Source organism: Atopomonas sediminilitoris (assembly GCF_022601735.1).
GTDB classification, from domain to species: domain Bacteria; phylum Pseudomonadota; class Gammaproteobacteria; order Pseudomonadales; family Pseudomonadaceae; genus Atopomonas; species Atopomonas sediminilitoris.
In genome coordinates this window covers 82743-102352 of record NZ_JAKUMM010000007.1, presented here as the reverse complement: position 1 = coordinate 102352, position 19610 = coordinate 82743, and the positions used below count along the sequence as shown (strand labels likewise).

At 58.2% G+C, this 19610-nt stretch carries 16 protein-coding genes; 14 read left to right on the top strand and 2 right to left on the bottom strand.

What is annotated here, in order from left to right; genetic code table 11:
* The first annotated feature begins 64 nt into the window (after positions 1–64).
* The 14 genes from MKI83_RS12110 (at position 65) to MKI83_RS12045 (ending at position 16815) form a co-directional block, all read left to right on the top strand.
* Positions 65–1114 (top strand): hypothetical protein, encoded by a 1050-nt coding sequence (locus MKI83_RS12110; protein ID WP_241586607.1) that lies wholly within the window; start codon positions 65–67, stop codon positions 1112–1114.
* Between the two features lie 215 nt (positions 1115–1329).
* Positions 1330–2307, top strand: coding sequence for a hypothetical protein (locus MKI83_RS12105; protein WP_241586604.1), 978 nt, complete (start codon positions 1330–1332; stop codon positions 2305–2307).
* A 2-nt stretch (positions 2308–2309) separates the two neighbouring features.
* On the top strand, positions 2310–3356 hold the full coding sequence (locus MKI83_RS12100) for a DUF6160 family protein (protein ID WP_241586602.1): 1047 nt from the start codon (positions 2310–2312) through the stop codon (positions 3354–3356).
* The gene (locus MKI83_RS12095; protein ID WP_241586600.1) at positions 3346–3930 is read left to right on the top strand and encodes a DUF6160 family protein; all 585 of its coding nucleotides are present in this window, start codon (positions 3346–3348) and stop codon (positions 3928–3930) included. The genes MKI83_RS12100 and MKI83_RS12095 overlap by 11 nt, the downstream gene beginning before the upstream one ends.
* Before the next feature lie 12 nt (positions 3931–3942).
* Positions 3943–6294, top strand: a complete 2352-nt coding sequence (locus MKI83_RS12090) for a DUF6160 family protein (protein ID WP_241586598.1) — start codon at positions 3943–3945, stop codon at positions 6292–6294.
* Positions 6295–6592: 298 nt separating this feature from the next.
* The gene (locus MKI83_RS12085; protein WP_241586596.1) at positions 6593–7690 is read left to right on the top strand and encodes a carboxynorspermidine decarboxylase; all 1098 of its coding nucleotides are present in this window, start codon (positions 6593–6595) and stop codon (positions 7688–7690) included.
* A 21-nt stretch (positions 7691–7711) separates the two neighbouring features.
* The gene (locus MKI83_RS12080) at positions 7712–8953 is read left to right on the top strand and encodes a saccharopine dehydrogenase family protein (RefSeq protein WP_241586594.1); all 1242 of its coding nucleotides are present in this window, start codon (positions 7712–7714) and stop codon (positions 8951–8953) included.
* A gap of 166 nt (positions 8954–9119) precedes the next feature.
* Positions 9120–10664: a 2-isopropylmalate synthase gene (locus MKI83_RS12075; protein WP_241586592.1), complete on the top strand. Its 1545-nt coding sequence runs from the start codon at positions 9120–9122 to the stop codon at positions 10662–10664.
* A gap of 2 nt (positions 10665–10666) precedes the next feature.
* Positions 10667–11614, top strand: a complete 948-nt coding sequence (locus MKI83_RS12070; protein WP_241586590.1) for a hypothetical protein — start codon at positions 10667–10669, stop codon at positions 11612–11614.
* Complete coding sequence (gene rimI, locus MKI83_RS12065; protein ID WP_241586580.1) at positions 11614–12072, top strand: ribosomal protein S18-alanine N-acetyltransferase; 459 nt, start codon at positions 11614–11616, stop codon at positions 12070–12072. Before MKI83_RS12070 ends, rimI begins: the two co-directional genes overlap by 1 nt.
* Before the next feature lie 114 nt (positions 12073–12186).
* A complete protein-coding gene (locus tag MKI83_RS12060) occupies positions 12187–14112 on the top strand; it encodes a bifunctional metallophosphatase/5'-nucleotidase (RefSeq protein ID WP_241586570.1) in 1926 nt (641 codons plus the stop codon).
* Positions 14113–14199: 87 nt separating this feature from the next.
* On the top strand, positions 14200–14841 hold the full coding sequence (gene can / locus MKI83_RS12055; RefSeq protein WP_241586568.1) for a carbonate dehydratase: 642 nt from the start codon (positions 14200–14202) through the stop codon (positions 14839–14841).
* 4 nt (positions 14842–14845) lie between these two features.
* Positions 14846–15757: a DMT family transporter gene (locus MKI83_RS12050; protein ID WP_241586566.1), complete on the top strand. Its 912-nt coding sequence runs from the start codon at positions 14846–14848 to the stop codon at positions 15755–15757.
* A 59-nt stretch (positions 15758–15816) separates the two neighbouring features.
* Positions 15817–16815 carry an isocitrate/isopropylmalate dehydrogenase family protein gene (locus MKI83_RS12045; protein WP_241586564.1) on the top strand — a complete coding sequence of 333 codons (999 nt, stop codon included), beginning with the start codon at positions 15817–15819 and terminating at the stop codon, positions 16813–16815.
* A 13-nt stretch (positions 16816–16828) separates the two neighbouring features.
* Here the strand turns inward: MKI83_RS12045 and MKI83_RS12040 are convergent, their stop codons facing one another.
* Both MKI83_RS12040 and fhuB read right to left on the bottom strand, forming a co-directional pair.
* Entirely contained in the window at positions 16829–17638 is an 810-nt protein-coding gene (locus tag MKI83_RS12040; protein ID WP_241586562.1) for a hypothetical protein, read from the bottom strand.
* Positions 17635–19608: a Fe(3+)-hydroxamate ABC transporter permease FhuB gene (gene fhuB, locus MKI83_RS12035; protein WP_241586560.1), complete on the bottom strand. Its 1974-nt coding sequence runs from the start codon at positions 19606–19608 to the stop codon at positions 17635–17637. The genes MKI83_RS12040 and fhuB overlap by 4 nt, the downstream gene beginning before the upstream one ends.
* Between the last annotated feature and the right edge of the window lie 2 nt (positions 19609–19610).

Sequence of the window (19610 nt, the reverse complement as noted above, 5' to 3'; positions counted from 1 at the left end):
AGTTCCCTGTGTGCGGTCAACCTGACTAATAAGAACAACACAAGAACAACAATAGGAACTGCTTATGTTGCCCCTGCGTGCCCGCTTTTTCGCGCTTAGTTGTGTCTCGCTGTTATCTGCGACGCTGCTGACCAGCCCCTCTTATGCGGCGATGACCGAGCTGGTGGATGACGAGCTGTCTGATGTGCACGGACAGGCGTTTATTAATCTCAGCACGCACTCAGCTGGCGGCACCGACTTTACTCGCATCAATTTTGGGCTGGATATCGAGACCCAAATGAACACCCGTAAGTTGCAGTTGGGCTTGTATGAGCGCAATGGCGAGTCGGCGAATACCGCCGACTTGGACATCAATGCCTTCGCCCTCGGTACCGTCAACGATGCCACGGGCGAGATAAATCCGTTTCGCATTAAAGATCCTTACCTCGAAGTGGCTTATCGCGGCAGCAAGATGATCGGTGTGCGAGTAGGCTTTGGCGAGGCCAAAGGCCAGCTCTCGGGCGAGATCAATCGTTTGACCGGCAATGTGCCGGTGTTCATCAAAGGGACAGCGCAAGCCATCTATGACAAGGCGGATGCGGGGCAACGGTTTCTTCTCTTTTTGGCAGGGGTGTACCGCTCTAGCGTGATTGAGGCCAATGCAGAGCTGGTGTCGCCCAATGGCGCGGTTGATCCGGTACGGGCCACGCACTCAGGTATTCGCAATGGCAGTGGCATGGAGTGTGTGAGCGGCTGTGCTGGCGGCTGGACGGATGCTTTGTTAGGCGGGTTTTCATCGCAAAATTGCGCCATTCTCGGTATCGCGACCTGTTTTGGCCTCAATCAATTCCAAACGTTACCGGTGGGCGACCTCACCCGTGGCGGCATGGATGGCGCGGTGCGCGACATGTTCATCTCTATGCAAACCGAAGCAGTGACCTGGAAAGGCAGCAGCGGTCAGCCGGATGTCAATGCGATCGTCGGCGCGTTTATGAACTTGCCTAAGTACCTAGATGCCAATGGCCAGCTCAAAGCGCCGATTCAGCTGGATTTTGGTCAAGCGCTTAATGGCATCCCCCGTGCGGATACCTGCTTTGGTGCCTCCAACGGCAGCTCGGCACAGGGTGGTTGTTGAAGTGTTACGCCTTCGCGGTGTGCGGTAACACTCGCCGGCGCTGTTTTGGTGTGAGGGGGCGGGTCATTGGGTGTGCCCTACCTAGGGTTGGCTGTCAGCGAGGTTGTAGACCGTTAACGTGGCAGGGTGAACAAACTTTGACCGATGTTAGTGGTGGCCAAGTGAAGAAATCAGCCCTGTTGTCCGTTGTTACTGGTGTTTTGCTGGGTGCATGTGTGTCTGCGCAGGCAGAGCTAGTGGCCTTGTCAGATGACAAGTTGTCGGAGGTGACGGGGCAGGCGTTTATGAATTTGACCACGGACAGTCACAACGGACTGACCTTTACCCGCTTGAACTTGGGTTTGGATGTCGATACGCAGCTCAATATCAAAAAGCTCGAGTTGGGAAATTACTCGCGCTCAGGTGAGGCCGCAGGCACCGCTGATATTGCGATTGATAACTTTGCGTTGGGCTCGGTGAATGATGCCACCGGCGCGATTACTCCGTTCAAGATCAAAGATCCTTATCTTGAGATCGCCTACTCCGGCAGCAAGGTTGTGGGTGTGCGCATGGGGTTTGGTGAGGCCAAGGGCCACTTGTCTGGCGATATCAAGCGTATTACCGGCAACGTGGCGGTGGATATTTACGGTAAGGGCAGTTATTTGGCTTCGCAGATTAGCTGCGCCTGGTACGACCTGATTTGTCATGGCGCCAAAGGCATCGTCGGCGGTGCTTACGCTAACAGTGACTTCTCGGCCGCTGCGCAACTGGTCACCAATCCCGGTGGTGATCCAGACCCGGTTCGTGCCCAGTATATCGGTATGGTTGATGGGCAAAAGCTGAGTATTCCAGCGGGTTCGGGCTTCGATAACTTTTTGTTAGGGCTGTTTTCATCGAGCAACTGTGCCTTGTTAGGTACGGGGACCTGCTTCCCTTTGACTAATTACGGCTCATTCCCCGTCGGCAAGCTGGACCCCAATAGTCAGTTGTTTACCGATGCAGCCAAAGGGGTGTTTTTGTCGATGCAGACGCAAAATGTGCAGTGGCGTGATCAGCAAGACACCAGTCAGTTTGTGCAAGCCTTAGCTGGAGCTTTTATGAATTTGCCGCGCAATGCTGATGGTAGCGCGGCAATTCGCACCAGCTTTCAAGAAGCGTTTGAAGGTATCCCGCGTGTGGATACTTGCCTCGGTACACCAACCAAAGGGTGTTAATGATGCAGAAACGAACATCGTTGGCAGTGCTGTTAATGCTGCCGCTGTGGGCTCAGGCCGAACTCAAAGCACTGGATGACGAGTCCCTCGCCAGTGTCACTGGCGCAGGCTTTGGTCTGGTGATTGAGGATTTTTTGTACGACGGCACCAACGCCACCATCACCATCAATGACATCACCAACTCGACGGGGCAGAACGTACCGATCTCGGTGAAAGAGCTGTATGTCGGCGCAACGGGTAGTAATAAGGGCAGCAACCTTAATCCGGTGGATATCGGGCGCCTGAGCTACCCGTGGACGCTGGACTTAGTCAAAGGCGAGAACCTCAAAACCTTCCGCGATGACGGCCAGTTGGTGCAAACCTTGCCGACCAATCTGTCGGTGCTGAGTTTTGCCGCGCCGTCGAAGATTTTTGGTGCGGGCGGCCAGGCGTGTGTGTCTGGTTTTGCTGCAGCGGGCAATAACTGCTCCATGCGCAGTACCGAGAAGGTCGATGCCGGGGTGCGTTTTGACTTTAACGTCACCGGCAGTCGTACCGATGTGATCAATATGGATTTCACCGAGCTGACCATGGATGGCTCCTATCTGCGCTTGTGGGGCGATACCGCGCGGCAACAGTTAGTCGGCGAGGCGCGGATTAATCTATACGCCAAAACCCTAGAGATTCTCTCGTGTGCCACCGGCACATCGGGCTGCACGAGTGCGCAAGAGCAGGCCGCGCGCACGATTTATTTCACCAATACCTACGCCCAGTACGCGTTAGGTTATGGCAAGTCGCAGCCTTTGTTGTTTGACGTCACGTCCAACGGCCAATTTGTTTTAGAGCTGCCTAACCCTGTGGCCGGCATCAGCAACAGCACCACGCGCAACCAAGTCGCTGCCGACTTCTATGCCAATGCGCCACGTACCAATATTTTGATCGATAACCTGAACTTTGGCGGCACCCGCGCCTCGGCGACGGCGGTGCCCACCGGCGGCTATAACTTCGGTCGCAATGAAATCTCTGGCCTGAGCTTTAACTACTTAAAGGTATCCAGCCATGATCTCTAAGCTATGCGCGATAGCCTTGGCCTGCGCGGCGTTGCCGGTATGGGCGGAAATGCAGGCCTTGGATGATGAAGGCTTAAGCCAAGTTGAAGGCCAAGGCGGCGTGTACTTATCCGGTGAGTTCAGCGTTAACAAAAACGGCGGGGTGCTTTGGTCAACTCCGACCACGGCTAATCAGGCGCAATGGACGGCCGATCAACGCAGCTGCGGGCGTAATGGGCAAATCGAGGTGTGTGGTTTGCGCTTGGGTATTCGCAGTGAGGCCAACGGCGGCTGGTTCGTACTGGATAACATCAAGGGTATCTTCAGCTTTGAAGGCTTAACCCTTCGTACCCGCCTGATTAATAGCGGTTTCGGTGGTGATGGTGCGGCGTTCAATCAAGACGTGCTGGAGCTGGGCCTGCCGAACGAGATGAAGTTTAAAAATACTACCTTCAGTGTGGCGGTCGCCAACCAAGGCGGCTGGCAAAACAACAAGACCTACGCGCCAAGCTTTCAGCAGACCAATATTTTCTCCGGCCAGATCGACGGTACGGTGAGAGTGCAGGGCAACGTGCTGATCTTCCCGAAAAACTAAAGGGCTATGAGCATGCGTAAAACGATACTGACGATTTCCGTGCTGATGGCTAACAGTGCCTTGGCCATGCAGGCGTTGGATGATGACGCGCTGGCTGATGTCAGTGGTCAGGCGGGGATCAGCCTTGAGACGGTGTCCTCGGGTGTAACGGCGAGCAAGATCAGCTACAGCCAAGATGGCCAAAGTCTGAACTTGAATAACGTCAGTGTCGGTAGCGACCCGCGTGCTGGCAGTCAAACCACGACCACGCGCACCGTGGATGTGGTCGACGGTCGTGTTGTGATGCAAAGCCAATCCACCGCCAAGAAAGCCAGCGTGGCGAGTATCACCATGGCCGGTAGCAGTAATAGCTTTGGTGCGGTGAATGCGTTTTACACCTTAGGCTCGACGCTGAAAGTCAAAGGCGGCGGCTCCAGTGGGGTGAGCGGCATTGACTTGGATGGCAGCCGTTTAAGCTTGACCAGTGCGACCTTGTATTACCGCGATAATGGCCATGATCTGATTGTTGATGGGGTGAGCTTGGATGCTTACCTCAATGCGGCCTATATCGACGTGATCAACGGTGGCAGCGGTAGCGAAATACAGCTCAACTTGGGTACGTCGCGTTTTGTCGGGCAAATCAACGGTATCCGCATGGATTTGGCGCAGAACGACCCTGCCACCGCCGTTACCCCGTCTACGCCCGATACCCGTGACCCTAATGCCACGCGCAGCTTTGGTAGCTTGAGCATGGACTTAAGCCTAGGCGGCAGTATTCGCATCGCCGGTGGCGGTGCCAGCGGTGATGGACTGCGGATCAAGCCCAATATCAGCTTCAGCAACAGCCTGTTCCAGTACCAAGATACTGGCATTCTGCGCGCGGAGAACTTCTCCGGCACCATCATCAGTAACAGCGGGATTACCTTGGATTTGGCCAGCGATGCGCGTGGCCCTTACGCGCAGCTGGCGTTTGCCGATCTTAATTTGAACACCACCTTCGGTGGTTTGATCATGGGTAATCCCACCAATCAGAAGCTCGGCAGCTTAGGTTTGGATTTGAACTTTGTTGATCAGGGCTCCCTGAAAAACTGGCTCAAATTACGCCCAGGCGGTGCCACCACGTCAGCGGCGCAAGGGGTAACGGCCGATGTGTCGTGGAACATGGCCAATAGCTCGGCGGTAGTGACCGACAACGGCAATAGCATGTGGTTTAGCGGTCTTAAAACCAACGGCACCGGCACCTTTACCTTGGACTTAACCAAAGGTTGCGGCACGGGCGGTGTTAGCAGTGGTTGCTATGCCGGCACCAGTGGCAATACCGATCCCAGCAAAGGTAATTACAACGGTCACTTTGACGGTTTGCGGATTGGCTTGAATAACGTGGTCGGCAGCTACAGCTTTGATGGCTTGCGCGTGGGCTCGCCCACCGCGCCGCTGCAAGGCGGTACCGAGCTTCTAGTATTGGCGGAAATCTTCCCCGCGTATGACTTCACCTTAAACGGCCACTTCACCTTATTGGCCGGTGGCTCCAGCGGCAATGGTGTGCGTTACAACGCTGATTTGTTTATCACCGATGCGCGTGCGGCGTTAACGGTGGATGAGACTGGCAAGGGCTTGTGGTTGTCGGGCACTAACTATGAGATGCATTTTCGTAATGGCTCGGTGGACGTGACCAACAATGGCATCGAGCTCAATAAAGGTGAGTACTGGTCCAAACTGGATGTGAACGACGTGCGCTGGGGTAACAAAACCACCGGCACCAGTTTGGGGCGTTTGGTGCTCAAGCGTTATGAGCTTGGCTCGACATTGGCGGTTAGCTCGGGCGGCGCGGGGGCGCTGTGTGTCGGCGGCACCGGCACCAATCCTGGCACGTGTTCGGCCAGCGGCGGGCGCTGGGAAGATCGTGGCAATGAAGGCATTACCGCTAAGCTGAAAAACGTCTGGGTCAAGGGCGCTAGCTCCACAGCCAACGTTGTCGTCGGCGATGAGAAGCGCAATCAGATCATCTGGGAAACCAGTCGCAGTGGCGGTAATGGCACGGGCAGTCAGTTGGTGGTGGATAACTTGCACACCGCCGACGGCAATGCCTCGACGGCCAACGGCGGCAATAACACCGGCGGTACTAACGGCACCAACGCCTATGGCTTTAACGTCGATTTAAACCTCGACGTGGCACCGACCAAGGTGAAGAACAAAACCACCGGCCAATACGTGAACCCCGACCCGCTGGGTTTTGCGGTCAATGGCCGGGTGCACTTTAAAGAGATCAACATTGATCGTGTGCAGCACGTTCACCCAACCGGTGGTGCGGTGACGTCCATGTACGGGGTGAAGCTGCAAAACGCCGATATCAGCGCCAATATGACGGCCACGCCGATTAACTGAGTGTGCAGCCGGTTGCGCTCGTCGCAACCCGTCGCTGCGTGATCTTCAACGCCTACCATTGCCATGGTGGGCGTTGTGCATTTTGTCACTTAGGTTTTTTATCCTCAGCCGCAAGTCGGTAGGGTAGTGCAATGTCTTGCGCAGAATGCCCTTGGTCAAATAGACGCCGAAAACAGTCGATTTGCTGCGTAAAGAGCGAAAAGAGGCTTACGCATCTGCGCTGAGATAGGCACAATTCGCCCCTTTCATTTTTTATGGCCTGTCAGGGCCGGACCGGTTGGCCGAACAGGGTACCGTCATGATCAAAACGCCTTACTACCTCATCGATAAGCAAAAGCTTTTGCGCAACTTGGAAAAGATCCGTTACGTGCGCGAACAATCCGGTGCTAAAGCCTTGCTGGCGCTGAAGTGCTTTGCCACGTGGTCGGTGTTTGACCTGATGCAGGAGTACATGGACGGCACCACGTCCAGCTCGTTGTTTGAGTTGAAGTTGGGGCGCCAGAAGTTTGCCGGCGAGACCCATGCCTACAGCGTGGCGTGGGCCGACGATGAAATCGACGAAATGGTCGAGAACTGCGACAAGATCATCTTCAACACCATTGGCCAGCTAGAGCGTTACGAAGCCGCCACCGCCGATAAGATTCGCGGTTTGCGGGTGAACCCGCAGGTGTCCAGCTCCGAGTTCATCATTGCCGACCCGGCGCGGCCATACAGTCGCTTGGGCGAGTGGGATGCCAGCAAGATCGAAGCAGTGATCGAGAAGGTCTCAGGCTTCATGTTCCACAATAATTGTGAGAACGGCGATTTCGCTTTGTTTGACCAAATGCTCGGCACCATCGAACAACGCTTTGGCCATCTGCTGCATAAAGTCAGCTGGGTGAGTTTGGGCGGCGGTATTCACTTTACCGGCGACGATTATCCGGTCGATCAGTTTTGTGCACGCTTAAAACAGTTCTCCGAGCAGTACGGCGTGCAGGTGTACTTGGAGCCAGGCGAAGCGGCCATCACCCTGAGTAGCTCGCTGGAAGTGACCGTGCTCGACACCCTCTACAATGGCAAGCATCTGGCCGTGGTGGATAGCTCCATCGAAGCGCACATGCTGGACCTGTTGATTTACCGCCAAGACGCCAAGATGGCGCCGTGCGAGGGCGAGCACCGCTATATGGTGTGCGGTAAGTCGTGCTTGGCGGGCGATATTTTTGGCGAGTTCAATTTTGATCGCCCGTTGGCCATTGGTGATCGCCTGTCGTTTATTGATGCGGCGGGTTACACCATGGTGAAAAAGAATTGGTTTAACGGCGTAAAAATGCCGGCCATTGCAGTGCGTCAGCTCGACGGCACAGTCGAAGTGGTGCGTGAATTTACCTTTAATGACTACCTGTCCAGCCTGTCTTAACGCTGACAGCAGGGGAGATAAATGAAGAAGAACGTTCTTATCATTGGTGCCGGAGGTGTCGCCAAGGTGGTGGCCCATAAGTGCGCGCAGCACAACGACGAACTCGGTCGTATTGCTATCGCGTCGCGTAACATCTCCAAGTGCCAGGCCATCATCGACAGTATCAACGCCAAAGGCAGCCTCAAGCAGCCGGGCGAAATCAAGGCGTATGCCTTGGATGCGCTGGATATTGCCGCGACCAGTGCGCTGATCCGTGAGACTCAATCGCAGATCGTGATTAACGTTGGCTCCGCCTTCTTGAACATGTCAGTGCTGCGCGCTTGCATCGATACCGGTGCGGCTTACCTCGACACCGCCATCCATGAAGACCCGAGCAAGATTTGTGAAACCCCGCCGTGGTATGCCAACTACGAGTGGAAGCATCTGGATGAATGCAAAGACAAAGGCATCACCGCCATTTTGGGCGTGGGCTTTGATCCGGGTGTCGTCAACGCCTATGCCGCGTTGGCTCAGCAAGAACATTTTGACAGCATCGAGTCGATCGACATCCTCGATGTGAATGCCGGTTCGCACGGTAAATATTTTGCGACCAATTTTGACCCGGAAATTAACTTCCGCGAGTTCACCGGCACGGTATGGAGCTGGCAGAACAGCCAGTGGACGCCCAACAGCATGTTTGAGGTCAAGCGTACCGATGACTTGCCCGTGGTGGGCGAGCAAAGCCTGTACCTGACCGGTCACGACGAAGTGCATTCGTTGTCCAAGCACCTCAACGTGCCCAATGTGCGTTTCTGGATGGGCTTTGGCGAGCACTACATCAACGTGTTTACGGTGCTGAAAAACCTCGGTCTGTTGTCTGAAAAGCCGGTTACCACCGCTGAAGGCTTAAGCGTGGTGCCTTTGAAAGTGGTGAAAGCGGTGCTGCCGGATCCGGCCTCGTTAGCGCCCACCTACAGCGGCAAAACCTGCATTGGTGATGTGATCAAAGGGCAAAAAGACGGCCAGCCGCGTGAGCTGTTGGTCTACAACGTGGCCGATCATGCCGAGGCGTATGCTGAAACAGCGAGCCAAGGGATTTCCTACACCGCGGGCGTGCCGCCGGTTGCCGCGGCGCTGTTGGTTGCGCGTGGCGAGTGGGATGCCCAGCAGATGCAAAACGTTGAACAGCTGCCGGCCAAGCCGTTCCTCGCCTTGCTCGATACCATGGGCTTGCCCACGCGTATTAAAGAAGGCACTCGTGATTTGCCGTGGGATCAGTTCTGATTAACGGCCTGTCGCACGCAAACGGCTCCCTCGGTGGAGCCGTTTTGCTTTTAGTCGCTGTCTTGGCGGCGCGGCGTAGATCAGGCTTCACCCGTGGGGCATTTCACGCGACAATCGGTTTATAACAATTTGTCAGGCTGCAAGGCCTGCCCTGTGAGGAGCTTCTATGAGCAGCGATCGCGTCATTATTTTTGATACCACCCTGCGTGATGGTGAGCAAAGCCCCGGCGCTTCCATGACCAAGGAAGAAAAGCTGCGCATTGCCAAAGCCCTAGAGCGTATGCGCGTGGACGTGATCGAAGCCGGCTTTGCGATTGCCAGTCCCGGCGACTTTGAGGCAGTCAAGGCGATTGCTGACACCATCAAAGACAGCACCATTTGCTCGCTGGCTCGCGCCGTGGATGCCGATATCGATCGTGCCGCCGAAGCGCTGAAAAACGCCAACTCCGGGCGCATTCACACCTTTATCGCCACCAGCCCGATTCACATGCAGTACAAGCTGCGCATGCAGCCTGATCAGGTGATTGCCCAAGCGATTCATGCGGTCAAGCGCGCGCGCAGTCATACCGATAACGTCGAGTTCTCCTGCGAAGACGCCGGCCGCAGCGAGCTGGATTTTCTCTGTCGCATCATTGAAGCCGCTATCGATGCGGGCGCGACCACGATCAATATTCCAGACACCGTCGGCTACGCGATTCCGCATCAATACGCCGAGACCATGGCGCAGCTCTTAGCGCGCATCCCCAACGCCGATAAGGCGGTGTTCTCGGTGCACTGCCATAACGACTTAGGCCTCGCGGTGGCCAACTCGTTGGCGGCGGTGGTCGCTGGTGCGCGGCAGATCGAATGCACCATCAATGGCTTGGGCGAGCGCGCGGGTAATGCCTCGTTGGAAGAAGTGGTCATGGCGATCAAGACGCGCAAAGACTTGCTCAACGTGCACACCAATATCGACACCCCGCATATCCTCAGTACCTCGCGCTTGGTCAGCGGTATAACCGGCTTCCCTGTGCAGCCGAACAAGGCCATCGTCGGCGCCAACGCTTTTGCGCATGAGTCGGGCATTCACCAAGACGGCGTACTCAAGCACCGTGAAACCTACGAGATCATGAGTGCGCAGGATGTCGGCTGGCACACCAATAAAATGGTCATGGGCAAGCATTCCGGGCGTAACGCTTTCCGCACGCGCCTTGAAGAGCTTGGTATTCAGCTGGCCGGTGAAGCTGAATTGAACGCCGCCTTCGCGCGCTTCAAAGAGCTGGCCGATAAAAAGCACGAAATCTTCGATGAAGATTTGCAAGCGCTGGTTTCTGACACGCTGGCCGAGGTTGAAGAACACTTCAAGCTGGCCTATCTGGAGGTGGCCTCAAAAACCGGCGAAGTACCGCACGCGCACATCGTGCTGAGTGTGGACGGCCACGAAAGCAAGGCCGATGCCGAAGGTAGCGGCCCGGTGGATGCCTCCTTCCGCGCGATTGAGTCGCTGGTCAACAGCGGTGCTACGTTGCAGCTGTATTCGGTCAACGCCATCACCCAAGGCACCGACTCGCAAGGCGAAGTGACGGTGCGTTTGGAGAAAGGCGGGCGCATTGTGAATGGTAATGGTGCCGACACCGACATCGTCGTGGCGTCAGCCAAGGCCTATATCAATGCGCTCAACCTGATGCAGTCCGGCATGGAAAAAGCCCACCCGCAAGGTGCAGACGTTTAACCATGCAGCAAGCGCAGCGTTTGGCCTACCTTGAGGCCATGCAGATTGCCAGTTGGGTGCCGCGCGGGGTAATTCCGGGTGCGGCCCCATCGTCAGCTGACTTGCTGGCGCTGGCCAGCACGGCTGAGCCGGCTACCTCAGCCGCGCGCAAGCCGGCTGCGCCTTCTGTGTCCTCTGCGTCATCGACGGCTGAGTCGGCTGAATCAGCCGCATCGGCTACGACGCCTGCGGCGTCAGCAGCCAAGGCGAGTGCTAACCCGTTGGCCGCCGTGCGCCAAGAGTTACAAAGCCCTGCGCCTGCCACATCAGCCAAGCCATCTGCAGTGGCGCCCACGTCAGCGGCACCTGTGGTGGCAACACCCTCGACTAAACCTGCGGTCAGCGCGAGTGGCGAGCTGGACGCGCAAGCCTTGATTGAGCCGGTTAGCAGTCCGGCTGGTTCAGGCGCTGTCTCGGCTCAAGCGCAAACCGCGAGTGCGACTAACCCGCGTTTTACTGTGCAGTTTGCTCGCTGTGGTGATTTGGGAGTTTGGCTTAGTTTGCCGCTGGGCGAGCCCTTGGGGCAGCGCGATCCGGCCTATCGCTTGTTGAACGATTTGCTGTTGGCCGTCGGGGCGAGTGCCCCGCACTGGGATCGTGAGACCGTACATTGGCCGCTGGATAAGCAAGGCAACTTGCCGCGCGATGCCGGCGCCGCCCGTGATTATTTGACCATCCTTACCGAGTCGCGCCATTTGGGGCAGCCCTTAACGCGGCTGTGGTTGATCGGTGCAGCCCCGCGTCTAGCCTGTGTGCAGGGCGGGGATGCGCCGGTGCACGACTTAAGCGTTGGTAGCATTCTGGCGGTGCCGGCGTTATGCCTGCCAGAGCTTGAACAGCTACTGGGTAACAGCGATCTGAAACGCGCCACTTGGGCGGCGTTATCGACCTTTCACACGGAACACGCGTAATGACCGATGGCCTGAGTTTCCGCCCGATGACTGCGGCGGATTTAGATGCAGTGGTGGCCATTGAGTTTGCGGCGTTCTCCCACCCCTGGACACGTGGCATCTTTGCCGACTGCCTAAAAACCGGCTACGAAGGCTGGCTGATGTTTTTAGGCGCACAGCAAATTGGTCACGGGGTGATCAATCGTGTGCTGGATGAGGCGCACTTGCTCAACATCACCGTCAAGCCCGAGAACCAAGGCCAGGGCCTTGGCTTGAAACTGTTAGAGCACCTGATGGCGCGCGCCCAGGCGCAAGAGTGTCTGACCTGTTATCTCGAAGTGCGCGAATCCAACGCACCGGCCTACCGTTTGTACGAGCGCTTTGGCTTTAATGAGATTGGTCGCCGGCGCGATTATTACCCCGCCGCGGATGGCCGCGAAGACGCCTTGGTCATGGCCTACACCTTGCTCGACGACTGAGAGCAGGCCAGCAACACTTGGCCGAATTTGCCACCCGCGCTGACCGAATTACCTAGCGCAGCGCGCGGCATCACTGAGTACACTGGCGCTTTATTCTTATAACAAGGATCGCCCATGCGCCTGCCTGCACTCTCTGCGCTGTGTCTAAGCCTGTGTTTACCACTGGCCGCTACGCTGCACGCCGCCGATAAAACCTTCACCATTTTGCACACCAACGATTGGCAGTCGCGCTTGTTGGGCTTTGGCCCGAATAATGAGTTCACCCCTGCGACAGTCAACGATGACAGCACCGTCGGCGGGGTCGCGCGCTTGGCAACCTTACTCGATGAGCGCCGCGCGGCGATGGGTGATGAGCCGGTGCTGCTGCTGGATGGCGGCGACTTCACCATGGGCACGCTGTTTCACACGGTTACCCGTGATCTCGGTGGCGAGCTGCGCTTGATGGCGGAGCTGGGCTACGACGCTGCCGTGCTGGGCAATCACGAGTTCGATTTTCGCCCTCAAGGCTTAGCGACGATGATCAGCGCGGCGGCGAAAGCGCAGGGTGATCGCCTGCCGCAGTTACTCTCCAGCAACATGCGCTTTGATCCGGCAAGCCCCGACGATGACCGCTTAAAAGCACACTACGATGCCGGCTTGATCAAGCCGTACAAGGTGCTGGAGCGCGGTGGTATTCGTTTTGGTCTGTTCGGTTTGCTCGGCGAAGGGGCGGTACAGGTCAGCCCTATGACCAAGCCTTTGAGCTTTGCCAAGCCGGTGGAAGTGGCGCGCGCCATGGTGCAGCAACTGCGCGAAGTGGAAAAAGTCGACGTGGTGATTCTGCTCTCGCACATGGGGGTTAAGCAGGAGGCCAATGGCAGTTGGCGTGGCGAAGAAGTGGAGCTGGTTGAACAGGTGCCGGGGATCGATATCGTGGTCGGCGGGCATTCGCACACGGCGCTGCCGCGGCCGATTTTGGTGAATGGCAAAACGCCGGTGATGCAAGCCGGTTCAGAGATTCAGCACTTGGGCGAGCTGCGCATGCGCCTGACCGACAACGGGCCGCAAGTGCAGGCGTACACCTTGCACCCGATCAACGACAAGTTGGCCGGTAAGGCGGCTGTCACGGCCGACGTTGAGCAGTTCAAGCAAGTGGTTACCGAGCAGATGTTGGCGCCTAAGGGCTACCAGTTTGAGCAAGCGTTAGCGCAAACACCGCGCACCTTAACCCGTGCCTACGATGATCAGTTGCTGGGCAACTTGGTCACCGACGCCATTCGCCACGCCACGCAGAGCGATATCGCCTTCACCGGTAACGGCACCATTCGCGATGATGTGATGCAGGGGGCGCACGGCGTGCAAAGTGTCTCGGATCTATTCCGCATTGCGCCGCTGGGCATTGGCGAGACCGACGATGCGCCGGGTTACCCTCTGATGAAAGCCTACGTCAGCGCGCAGGAAATCAAGAGCGTGCTGGAAGTGCTGCTCGTGGCCTATCAAATGCGCGACGACAGTTACTACCCGCGCCTGTCCGGCCTTAAGTTCACCTATAACCCGTATCGCGTGCCGTTTGATCGGGTCGAAGAGGTGTGGCTGGGCAACCCGCAACAAGGCTATCAAGCGCTGGACTTGAGCGCGGCCAATACGCAGTTGTACAGCATTGGCGCCACCACCTACGTGGGCAGTTTTACCTGGTTGATTCCTGATATCTCCAAGGGGCTACTCAGTGTGGTGCCCAAAGATGCGCAAGGGCAGCCCCTGGCTGACGTCAAAGCGGCACTGATTGATGCCGATGCCAAGCGGGCTGGTGTGCAGGAATACAAAGAGTGGCAAGCGCTGCTTGATCATGTTCGCGGGCTGCCCGATAGCAATGGCGATGGCTTGGCGGATATTGCCGACGATGACGCGGCCAATGAGCTGCGCATGATTCGTCACGCCAGTTTTAACCCTACCAGCCTGCTGCGTAATGCCGGTGCGCTACAGTGGAGTGTGACCCTTGGCGTGCCGTTGCTGGTGGTGCTGTTGCTGCTATGGTGGTGGCGTCGTAAGCGTCGGGTGTGACTTCGCGCTGCTGCGGCTTGTCAGAGCCGCAGCAGCTGCCTAGAGTGGGCGGCAAAATGTGGCGGCAATTTGAGGCGGAGCGAGACTATGAGTGACCTGCAGGAGCTGTTCGACAACAACCTTCGTTGGGCCGAAGCGATCAAGGAAGAGGATCCGCAGTTTTTTGAAAAGCTCTCTCGCCAGCAAGCGCCAGAGTATTTATGGATTGGCTGCTCCGACTCGCGGGTACCGGCCAATGAAATTGTTGGCTTGCTGCCAGGCGAGCTGTTTGTACACCGCAACGTTGCCAACGTGGTCCTGCACACGGACATCAACTGCCTGTCGGTGATTCAGTTTGCCGTCGAAGTGCTCAAGGTCAAACACATCATGGTCACCGGCCACTACGGTTGCGGTGGTGTGCGGGCCGCGATGAAAAACCGCCAACTGGGCTTGATCGATTGCTGGCTGCGCAATATTCGCGATGTGTATTACGAGCACACCGATGAGCTAAAAAATCTGCCTGATGAAGAAGCACAAGTTGATCGCCTGTGCGAACTCAACGTGATCCATCAGGTGGCGCACGTTAGTCACACCAGCATTGTGCAAAACGCGTGGCATCGTGGGCAGTCGCTGTCGATCCACGGTTTTATCTATGGCATCAAAGATGGTCATCTGAAAAACCTCAATGTCACCATCAGTGGCCAGCAACAACTACCGCCGCAATACCGTGTCTTGCCGTTAGGCCAATAACCCCGTGCCCCTTGGGTTGACGCCGCAGCACCGTGCGGCGCTGTGGCTATTGCTGGCGATTTTAAGTTGGGCCGGTAATGCCTTGGTGGCGCGCGCGCTGGCAGGCAGTGTGCCACCCATGGCGATGTCGTTTTGGCGCTGGGCGGGGGCTTTTCTAATCTTGATCCCGCTGACCGCACCGCTTTTGTGGCGCGAACGTGCGCGGTTGCGCCAAGGTGGCTGGCGCTTAGTGGTGCTGGGCGTGTTGGGCATCAGCACCTTTAACACCATTCTGTATCACGCGGCGGTATCCACCACCGCGATCAATATCACCCTCGTCAACACCACCTTGCCGGTGGCGGTGTTTGCCTTGAGCGGCTGGCTGCTCAATAGCTGGCCGACGCGGCGCAACGTGTTGGGCACGCTGGTGGCTTTGCTGGGCTTGCTGTGGTTAATCAGCGCCGGCAGTTGGCAACGTTTATGGGCGCTGCAATTCAATCAGGGTGATGTGTTGATGTTGCTCGCTGTGCTGGATTGGGGCTTGTACAGCGTATTGCTCAAGCGCTGGGCAGCGCACCTGCAAGGCTTTAGCCCCATGCTGTTATTGGCGGCGCTGGTATTGATTGGTGCGCCGCCCTTGTTGCCCTTGTATTGGTGGGAGTGGCAGCAGGTAGGCGGTTTTGCCCTCACCGTGGGTAATCTGGCCGGCATTGCCTACACCGCCGTGTTTGCCTCGTTGCTGGCGTATTTTGGTTGGAACCAAGGCGTGCGCGTGCTCGGTGCCAACACAGCGGCAGTGTTCAACTACCTGATGCCCGTGTTCACCGCCGTGTTGGCCGTGTGGCTGCTGGACGAGCAAGTCACCTGGGCGCACGCCTGTGGCGGTGGCCTGATCTTGTTTGGCTTGTGGTGGGGGCAGCGCAGCGCTGCTCACTAGCGTGCTGGCTGAATGGGCCTGAGCCTGTTAGCGTCACAGCTTAACCAGCAGGAGGTAGCATGCAGCGCTTATGTGTGATTCCCGGTGACGGCATCGGCAGCGAAGTCACCGAGGCCGCGGTCACGGTATTGCAAGCGGTCTTGCCGCAGTTGGTCCTCGAAGAAGCAGACGCCGGCTGGGGCTGCTTTCAGCGCACTGGCGAGGCGGTGCCGCAAGCAACGCTTGAAACCATGAAACGTTGTGGCGCTGGGTTGTTTGGTGCTGTGCAGTCACCCATGCACGCCGTGGCCGGTTACCGCAGTGCCATCGTCACGCTGCGTCAGCGTTTGCAGTTAACAGTGAACGTAAGACCGGTACGCAGCCGTCCGTTGGTATCGCCCAAGCGCGGTGTTGACCTGCTGATTCTGCGCGAGAACAGCGAGTGCCTGTACAGCGGGCGTGAGCGTTTGGATCGGGATGGCGTGGCGGTGGCTGAACGAGTCATCACCCGCGATGCGTGCTTGGCGTTGGCCGAGCGAGCGGTGAAAGTGGCCAAAGAGCGCGGCGCGTGGCGCATCACCTTAGTGCATAAAGCCAATGTGCTGCCGCTGACGTGCGGCTTGTTCCGCGACACCTGTAAAGCGGTGCTGGCGGATGCAGGCTTTGCGCCGATCGTCGATGAGCGTTTGGTGGATGTGGCGGCCTTGCAGCTGGCTGAAGCGCCTGAGCGCTTTGATCTGATTCTGACCACCAATTTGTTCGGCGACATTCTGTCGGACTTAGCCGCGCATTGGGCCGGTGGCTTGGGGCTGGCGCCTTCATTGAATTGGGGTAACGGTTGCGCGCTGGCCGAGCCGGTGCACGGTTCGGCGCCGGATATTGCCGGCACGGGGCGCGCCAATCCGCTGGCGGCGATCTTGAGCGCCGCGTTGTTGTTGCGCCATCACTGGGGCTTGAATGATGAGGCTGAGCGCATCGAACAAGCTGTCGAGCGCTTTTTAGGCAAAGAGCGGCGCGTCGATTTTGCCGGTCAAACCACGCGCAAGATCACCTTGGGGGTGTTGGCGGCGCTGGAATAAGCGCTGTTTTTTGTCAGCCCGCCGGTGTGGCCAGCGGGCTGCTGTCCTCTTCAATCGCGCCATAGTGTTGGGCGATTAATGTGAGAAATTCATCTTTGCTGCGCAGCGAACACGTGCCGCATTGGCCTTCGCCTTGCGTGCATTGATATTGCAGGCAGCAACCTTGGCGCTTGGGCAGCCAGTGACGCAGGCCGTGCTGGCGCACGCCAATCCATTGCAGTTGTGCGGCTAACTTCTCACCAAAGCCGGTCAGAAACGCCTGACTGAGCTGGCCAAGCTGCTCACTCTCGCGCACATGACCTAAGAGCAGGTTCCACGGCATCACTAAGCTGAGTGCCGCATTGCTCCAATACACGCCGGGGCCGATGCCCAGCGCGCGCCAAGTGCGGTACTGCACATTCAGCTGTTCAGGGATCTGCGACATCAAGGCGCTTAGGCTTGTTTGGGCGGCGGCCGGTGCGATTGGCTGGTCGCTGTGCCAGCACAGTTGGCGCTGGTCGTGGCTGAGGTGAACCTGTTCGTTGTCCTCAAACGCCGGCCATGGCTGATCGAGCAGCGCCTGCGCGGCACGGGGGCCAAACTGCTGCTGGCAGTAGTGTTTGTGCAGCAAGCTCACCAGCACGGTGCGCTGTGAGATACCCAAGGCCTCGCGCAGCGGCGTACAAAACTGCCACAGGGCGCGGTGATCTTGCTGCAGTGCAAGCCAAGCTGCGCTGGGGCTGTCGACTGGCTTGGCGCAAGGCGTGAGCAGGGCGCTGAGCTCGTCTTGTACGTGCGCATCGTTGGGCAATAAGGCTTGAAAGCGTTCACTGAAGTTGATCATTGGCCACTGCGTCTTAAGCCAAATAAAAAGTACAGTCCGCCGACCAAGGTGGCCAACAGACCCGCCGGTAACTGGAAGGGGTAGAGCAGGTTGCGCCCTAGCCAGTCCGCCAACACCATTAACAGCGCGCCAATCAGGGCGCTGAGCAGTAACTGTGCGCGCACTTGTTGCGCGCCAAGCAGGCGCGCCATGTGCGGGGCCATCAGGCCGATAAAGCTCAGCGGGCCGATGAGTAATGTGGCACCCGCCGTCAAGGTGGCGGCCAAGGTCAACAGGCCGAGGCGGGCTTTGGCGAGGTTAAGCCCCAGCCCTTGCGCCGTTTCGGCGCCAAGGCTGAGTAGGTTTAACCAGCGGCTGCCGGCCCAGCACAGCAGCGCTAACAGTCCCGCCAAGGCGAGCAACGCCAGCGACTGCCCGATGCTGGTGTAGTACGTCGAGCCGGCCAACCAATACAGCAGCGGCATCAAACGCGGGTCGCCACTGGCTAATAACAGATGCAGGATGGCGTCGAGCAGGGCTGCCAAGGCAATACCGGCCAGCAGCAGGCGTTGGGGTGAATACTGCGCACGCCGCGATAAGTGCAGCAGCAAGGCCAAACTCAGCGCCGCACCACACGCCGCCGCCAACAACTGCCAACCACGGGCGGGGTTGGGCACGAGCAACACCAACGCGATTAAGCCCAGCGCGCTACCGGCGCTGATGCCCAGTACCTCGGGGCTGGCCAGTGGGTTGTGCGCCAAGCGTTGCAGTACGCAGCCAGCCAAGGCGAGCAAGATGCCGGCGGCCAAGGCGCCCAGTACGCGGGGTAAGCGCCAAGGCAACAGTTGTTGCAGGGTGGGTAGGTCGAGCGCTAACCATTCGCTTTGCCCACGGCCGATTAGCAGGGCTGCCACGACGCTGAGTAGCAGCAGTACGCCGATGTAACGCGGCCAGCGACCGGGGTGCTGGCGTTGGCTGATGCTGGCGTTCTCGTCGGTTTCGCGCAGGGCGCGCACCTTAGGCAGCAGCCACAGCAACAGCGGGGCACCGATCAGTGCGGTGGCCGCGCCAGTGGGGAGCCAGCCAAGACCGCGTGGTTCGCCCCATTGCAGCAGTTGGTCGGTCAACGTTAGCAGCAGTGCGCCGCAGGCCGGCGCCCACAGCAGTTGTTGCCAAAGCTTGCGCGCGCCGAGTAGACGGGCCATGGCCGGCCCCGCTAGGCCGATAAAGGCAAACACACCCAGACTGCTGATGACGCAGGCGCAGAGCCATACCGCACACAGCAGCGCCGCCAAACGCAGCCACAGCAGCGGCACGCCAAGGCTTTGCGCTTGCGCGTCTTGCAGGCTGAGCAGGCTGAGCGGGCGCGCCAAGAGTGCCAACAGGCTCGCGCCGATCAGCAAGCGTGGCCAGAGAAACTGCACCGCCTGCCAGTCTTGCTGATTGAGCGAGCCGGCACCCCACAAGAACAGGCCGCTTAAGCGCTGTTCATGCAGCAAAATCAACGCGCCGTTTAAGGCACCGCAGTACAGCCCCACCACCAGACCGGCCAGAATCACCGCGAGGGGTGATAGCTGCTTACCCCACGCCAGCGTCAGCACCAAGCTTAGCGCGGCAAGGCCGCCGAGCATGGCCAGCCACTCCGTAGGTGGCGCCAGCTGCGCCGGTAAAAACAGGCCGCCCGCGGCCATGGCTAACTGCGCGCCACCGGCGATGCCTAACGTGCTGGGGGAGGCAATCGGGTTGCGCAGCACCTGCTGTAACACGATTCCGGATAAGGCTAACCCCGCCCCAGCCAGCAGGCTGGCACACAGGCGCGGCAGCAGGCTGTACCACAGCAGCAGCTGGCGGTAGTCATCGGGGTTGGGTTGTTGCGCGCTGTGCCACCATTCTTGCCACGGCAGGGTTTGGCTGAGTTGCCAACTGACGAGGGCGAAGCACAGCGCCGTGAGCGTGGCTGCGTACAGCGGTAGACGAGCGCGGGTATTCATCG

What these genes read in the sequence shown, in the direction of transcription:
- MKI83_RS12100 (WP_241586602.1), top strand. Translation starts at nt 2,310, where the DNA reads ATGCAGAAACGAACATCGTTGGCAGTGCTGTTAATGCTGCCGCTGTGG.
- MKI83_RS12045 (WP_241586564.1), top strand. Translation starts at nt 15,817, where the DNA reads ATGCAGCGCTTATGTGTGATTCCCGGTGACGGCATCGGCAGCGAAGTC.
- MKI83_RS12040 (WP_241586562.1), bottom strand. Translation starts at nt 17,638, where the DNA reads ATGATCAACTTCAGTGAACGCTTTCAAGCCTTATTGCCCAACGATGCG.
- MKI83_RS12090 (WP_241586598.1), top strand. Translation starts at nt 3,943, where the DNA reads ATGCGTAAAACGATACTGACGATTTCCGTGCTGATGGCTAACAGTGCC.
- MKI83_RS12070 (WP_241586590.1), top strand. Translation starts at nt 10,667, where the DNA reads ATGCAGCAAGCGCAGCGTTTGGCCTACCTTGAGGCCATGCAGATTGCC.
- rimI (WP_241586580.1), top strand. Translation starts at nt 11,614, where the DNA reads ATGACCGATGGCCTGAGTTTCCGCCCGATGACTGCGGCGGATTTAGAT.
- MKI83_RS12110 (WP_241586607.1), top strand. Translation starts at nt 65, where the DNA reads ATGTTGCCCCTGCGTGCCCGCTTTTTCGCGCTTAGTTGTGTCTCGCTG.
- MKI83_RS12075 (WP_241586592.1), top strand. Translation starts at nt 9,120, where the DNA reads ATGAGCAGCGATCGCGTCATTATTTTTGATACCACCCTGCGTGATGGT.
- can (WP_241586568.1), top strand. Translation starts at nt 14,200, where the DNA reads ATGAGTGACCTGCAGGAGCTGTTCGACAACAACCTTCGTTGGGCCGAA.
- fhuB (WP_241586560.1), bottom strand. Translation starts at nt 19,608, where the DNA reads ATGAATACCCGCGCTCGTCTACCGCTGTACGCAGCCACGCTCACGGCG.
- MKI83_RS12060 (WP_241586570.1), top strand. Translation starts at nt 12,187, where the DNA reads ATGCGCCTGCCTGCACTCTCTGCGCTGTGTCTAAGCCTGTGTTTACCA.
- MKI83_RS12095 (WP_241586600.1), top strand. Translation starts at nt 3,346, where the DNA reads ATGATCTCTAAGCTATGCGCGATAGCCTTGGCCTGCGCGGCGTTGCCG.
- MKI83_RS12085 (WP_241586596.1), top strand. Translation starts at nt 6,593, where the DNA reads ATGATCAAAACGCCTTACTACCTCATCGATAAGCAAAAGCTTTTGCGC.
- MKI83_RS12080 (WP_241586594.1), top strand. Translation starts at nt 7,712, where the DNA reads ATGAAGAAGAACGTTCTTATCATTGGTGCCGGAGGTGTCGCCAAGGTG.